Annotated in this window: 3 protein-coding genes and 1 pseudogene; 3 read left to right on the forward strand and 1 reads right to left on the reverse strand. The window is 60.3% G+C overall.

Features of this window, described 5'->3' with window-relative positions:
- Nucleotides 1-519: 519 nt before the first annotated feature.
- Together Q7U29_RS15305 and Q7U29_RS15310 are read left to right on the forward strand one after the other, a co-directional pair.
- The gene (locus Q7U29_RS15305; protein ID WP_304742839.1) at nt 520-714 is read left to right on the forward strand and encodes a hypothetical protein; all 195 of its coding nucleotides are present in this window, start codon (nt 520-522) and stop codon (nt 712-714) included.
- A gap of 100 nt (nt 715-814) precedes the next feature.
- Nucleotides 815-1,049 (forward strand): annotated as a pseudogene (locus Q7U29_RS15310) (hypothetical protein).
- A gap of 717 nt (nt 1,050-1,766) precedes the next feature.
- On the opposite strand, the gene Q7U29_RS15315 reads toward Q7U29_RS15310, so the two are convergent.
- Nucleotides 1,767-1,997 carry a hypothetical protein gene (locus tag Q7U29_RS15315; protein ID WP_304742835.1) on the reverse strand — a complete coding sequence of 77 codons (231 nt, stop codon included), beginning with the start codon at nt 1,995-1,997 and terminating at the stop codon, nt 1,767-1,769.
- A 285-nt stretch (nt 1,998-2,282) separates the two neighbouring features.
- Between Q7U29_RS15315 and Q7U29_RS15320 the strand changes: the two genes are divergently transcribed.
- A complete protein-coding gene (locus tag Q7U29_RS15320) occupies nt 2,283-3,041 on the forward strand; it encodes a Crp/Fnr family transcriptional regulator (RefSeq protein WP_304742837.1) in 759 nt (252 codons plus the stop codon).
- Nucleotides 3,042-3,326 lie beyond the last annotated feature (285 nt).

Raw genomic sequence — 3,326 nt, forward strand, 5'->3', positions numbered from 1 at the left:
GCAGCGGCTTTACGGCGGTGACTTTACGGCAATGACTTGGAGTACAACGTACCCTATTTGTTCTAGGTTCGCAATATGTTCTTTTCACGAGGTCGGTACTGGCCTGTTTCCAACCCTCGTGACCTACTCTGAAAATTGCAGCGGCCTAATTTGCACCCTTAACGAGCCGTAAATTTGCCCGGGATCGTTCTCAGTAGAACTACGGAGAACTGTGATGAAATTGGCACTATCGGTATATTGGCTGCATGGAATTGCACGATCGGATTATGGTCGGCGTCCGCACCGAGCGCCTGGAGCTTGATGTCATCGACAGATGAGCTTGTTCTTGGAATCATCCCCCACGCGCGAAGCGCAGCGAGCGCCCCGGCATCCCGCCCGACGCCATTTTTTTGTGCCGACGGCACCTTCCTTGGTCTGGTTCAGCCCTGCGGTATCGACATCCCTCGACAACGCAAGTTAGGTGCATTACTAAAATTAACAACCTATAGTTTATATGTGGGATCCGAAGCGGTGGGGGATATGGAGCACAGGGGCGTCGAGTACACGGTTACGCCGTCAGCGCCCGGCGTTTGGCAATGGCAGTTCCGGATCGGCGACGCCGTTATATCCGGCAAGACCGAGACCAATATCAGGCTGCTTGCTGTCCGCCGGGTTCAGTTGCGGATTGACCGCGAGCTCAAGAAGGCCGCGCCGAAGGGCGGAGACCGGGCTTAGGCCCGTAAAATTCCGGAGTTGATCAAACAGGGTTTCGGGAATCATATGCCTACATCTTGTGGTTTTTCACGGGCCTGCCTTCACGCATCGGTTTTGTGTCATGCCGCTATATTTCTTTTGCATCCCCGAAAGGCCGGTACGCCGGCTCCAGCGATTGCGGTACCGAATGCGCCGACCGCGCTGCAGCCTGGAAAGAGCTGACCGGCGTTTGCAGCGATATGGTCGGCGGCATTTCCCGCAAACTCAAGGAAAATGGCGAATGGCAGATGGAGCTTCTGGACGCGTCGAAGAAGCCGGTTTTCCGAATTCGCCTGGTCGCGGAAACGCTGGATTAGGTAGCCCGGATTGGAGCGGCGTCGGAGCCCGTTGGCATCTGCCGGGTCCAGCGGCATTGATCGGGATCAAGGCGGACAACCGTGCCGGCCCTAAGCTGGCCAATATATGGCCAATATCATTTTTAAATGCCCGCGTACCCGCATGAACGTGCAGCACTGGCTGGAGGACGAGCCCGCTGACGATTCTCACTCCAGTTACGAAACCGTGGTCTGCCAGGCCTGCAGCCGGCTCCATTTCATTAATCGTTCGAGCGGTAAATTATTGGGCGCAGAAGAAGGCTAACCCGAATCATCGAATCGCCGCCGCTCACCCGCAAGGTGTGAGTTAGCCCACACACTGACGTGCTGCTGTTGTGGCAGTCTGACATCAACCATTCGAAAAACCACAGGGGCAGCTATGATGGCGTCTGGCGACGCGAATGTTCCGCCCGATCCGGCGGATCAAGGCCGCGCCGTGCGCCGCTGCGAAAAATGCGACGCGGTAATGAAGCAGTTGGCTGAACTCCCGGCGCTGTCGATCCGCGCCGCGATCAAGGTTTTCCGCTGCTACGCCTGCGATCACGTCGTCTCGGACCGCGCTTAAGGCCGGTCAGCCCCAATCCCTGCGGCAGCTCCCTGGCGGTGACGAAGGCGATAATTGCCGACGCCCATTTTTGCAAAAACGCCAATAATTATAGATAGTTGGAGATAAATCGGGGCTCTCCGGAGGACTGCTGGCTAGTCGGCGCTGCGCAGCCTGCGCATGGTGAATTCGATATAGCCGCCGGGCAGTTCGCGCCAGCTTTCGACTTTGCTCATATAGGCGGCCTTGGGAAAGCGGGTGAAGAAGTCACGCGCCGTGGTCCGCGCCTCGGCGCGCGGCAGGGTGAAGGTCTCGCGCAGGAAACCGTCGTCCGGCTTGCGCCGGGCGGCCATCCGGTCGGCGAGATCGCGCGGGCGAAAGACCATGTCGCAACTCCAAACACTGACGACCGGCTCAATATAGCGCGCGCCGGTTGCAATTCGAGGCCTGACCGGTCACGCCCGCATGCCAAGGAAATATCAAGGGAATTGAGTCGCTTGCCGGACATAACGGCGCTACAAGCAGACATTGCCGGCAGCGACCCATCGGGCGCCGGCGACTGAGAGCCCCCACCAAGGACTCCCGCCTCATCGAGAGCGAGTCAGATGGCGCCATCTCTACCCCTTCGCGAACCAGCCGGGCGCGGCGCCAACCAACGAGAGCCGCACGGCATGCTCAATCGCGATCGACGAACCAACCGGCTGCTCTCGCTGTTGTCGGATGACGACTACCAGCGATTGCGACCGCACCTGTCGCAGGTCGTGCTGGATTACAAGAAAAGCCTCTATGAAGCGGCGCGCCCGATCGAGCACGTTTATTTCCCCATCGACGGAGTAGCATCGCTGGTGATCACGACATCGAACGGCCATAGCGCCGAGGTCGGCACCATCGGCAGCGAAGGACTGGTGGGATTGCCGGTTTGCCTCGGCGACCACGATGCGCCGTCGGCGGTCTACGTCCAGGTGCCGGGTACGGCGCTCAGGATGGATGCCCGCCTTTTCCGCGCTGAACTCGATCGCAATCCGGCGCTCAACCTGGTCATGCTCCGCTATGCCCATGCCTTCTTCAACCAGGTCGCGCAGTCGGCCGCTTGCGCGCACCTCCACCGGCTGGAACAGCGCTGCTGCCGCTGGCTCCTGATGACGCGCGACCGGATGCCGTCAGGCGATTTCCTGCTGACCCAGGAATTTCTCGGAATGATGCTCGGCGTCCGGCGGACGTCGGTCACCGACGTGATGGGGGCCCTGCAGAAGGCCGGGCTGATCCGCTACCGGCGCGGCCACGTGACCATTCTCGATCACGAGGCCCTGCGGCAGCGGGCCTGCGAGTGCTACGATATCTCGAAACTGGAATTCGACCGGCTGCTCGGCGATACCGCCATGGCACCCCGAACCGACAAGAAGCATCGATCCGTCAGCGAACTCGGATAGGCCGCAGGCAAGGGTACACCGCCCTCAGCCGTGTGCGCTTTCCGACAGGCGGTTTCAATTCGCGAGGGGCTCCATGGCTGACATCATTGCGGTTCGGGCTCGGCGCATAGTCGACGCTATGACGGCTACCGGACCGACAACGCCCCCTGCTTGTCCCTATACAGGACCTTCCCGCGGACCGCCCTCTCGGAGCGTTCTCCCCAACCCCCTGCGGTAAATCGGCCCGACCGACCGGGCAGGATATCGCAGTGCCAGTACCCGTTTCGAAGGCCGGTCTTCCCTTGG

It is taken from the genome of Bradyrhizobium sp., assembly GCF_030654605.1.
Taxonomy (GTDB): Bacteria; Pseudomonadota; Alphaproteobacteria; order Rhizobiales; family Xanthobacteraceae; genus Bradyrhizobium.

Excerpts from the sequence above, each read along its gene's own strand:
- Q7U29_RS15305 (WP_304742839.1), top strand. The coding sequence starts at position 520 with ATGGAGCACAGGGGCGTCGAGTACACGGTTACGCCGTCAGCGCCCGGC.
- Q7U29_RS15315 (WP_304742835.1), bottom strand. The coding sequence starts at position 1,997 with ATGGTCTTTCGCCCGCGCGATCTCGCCGACCGGATGGCCGCCCGGCGC.
- Q7U29_RS15320 (WP_304742837.1), top strand. The coding sequence starts at position 2,283 with ATGCTCAATCGCGATCGACGAACCAACCGGCTGCTCTCGCTGTTGTCG.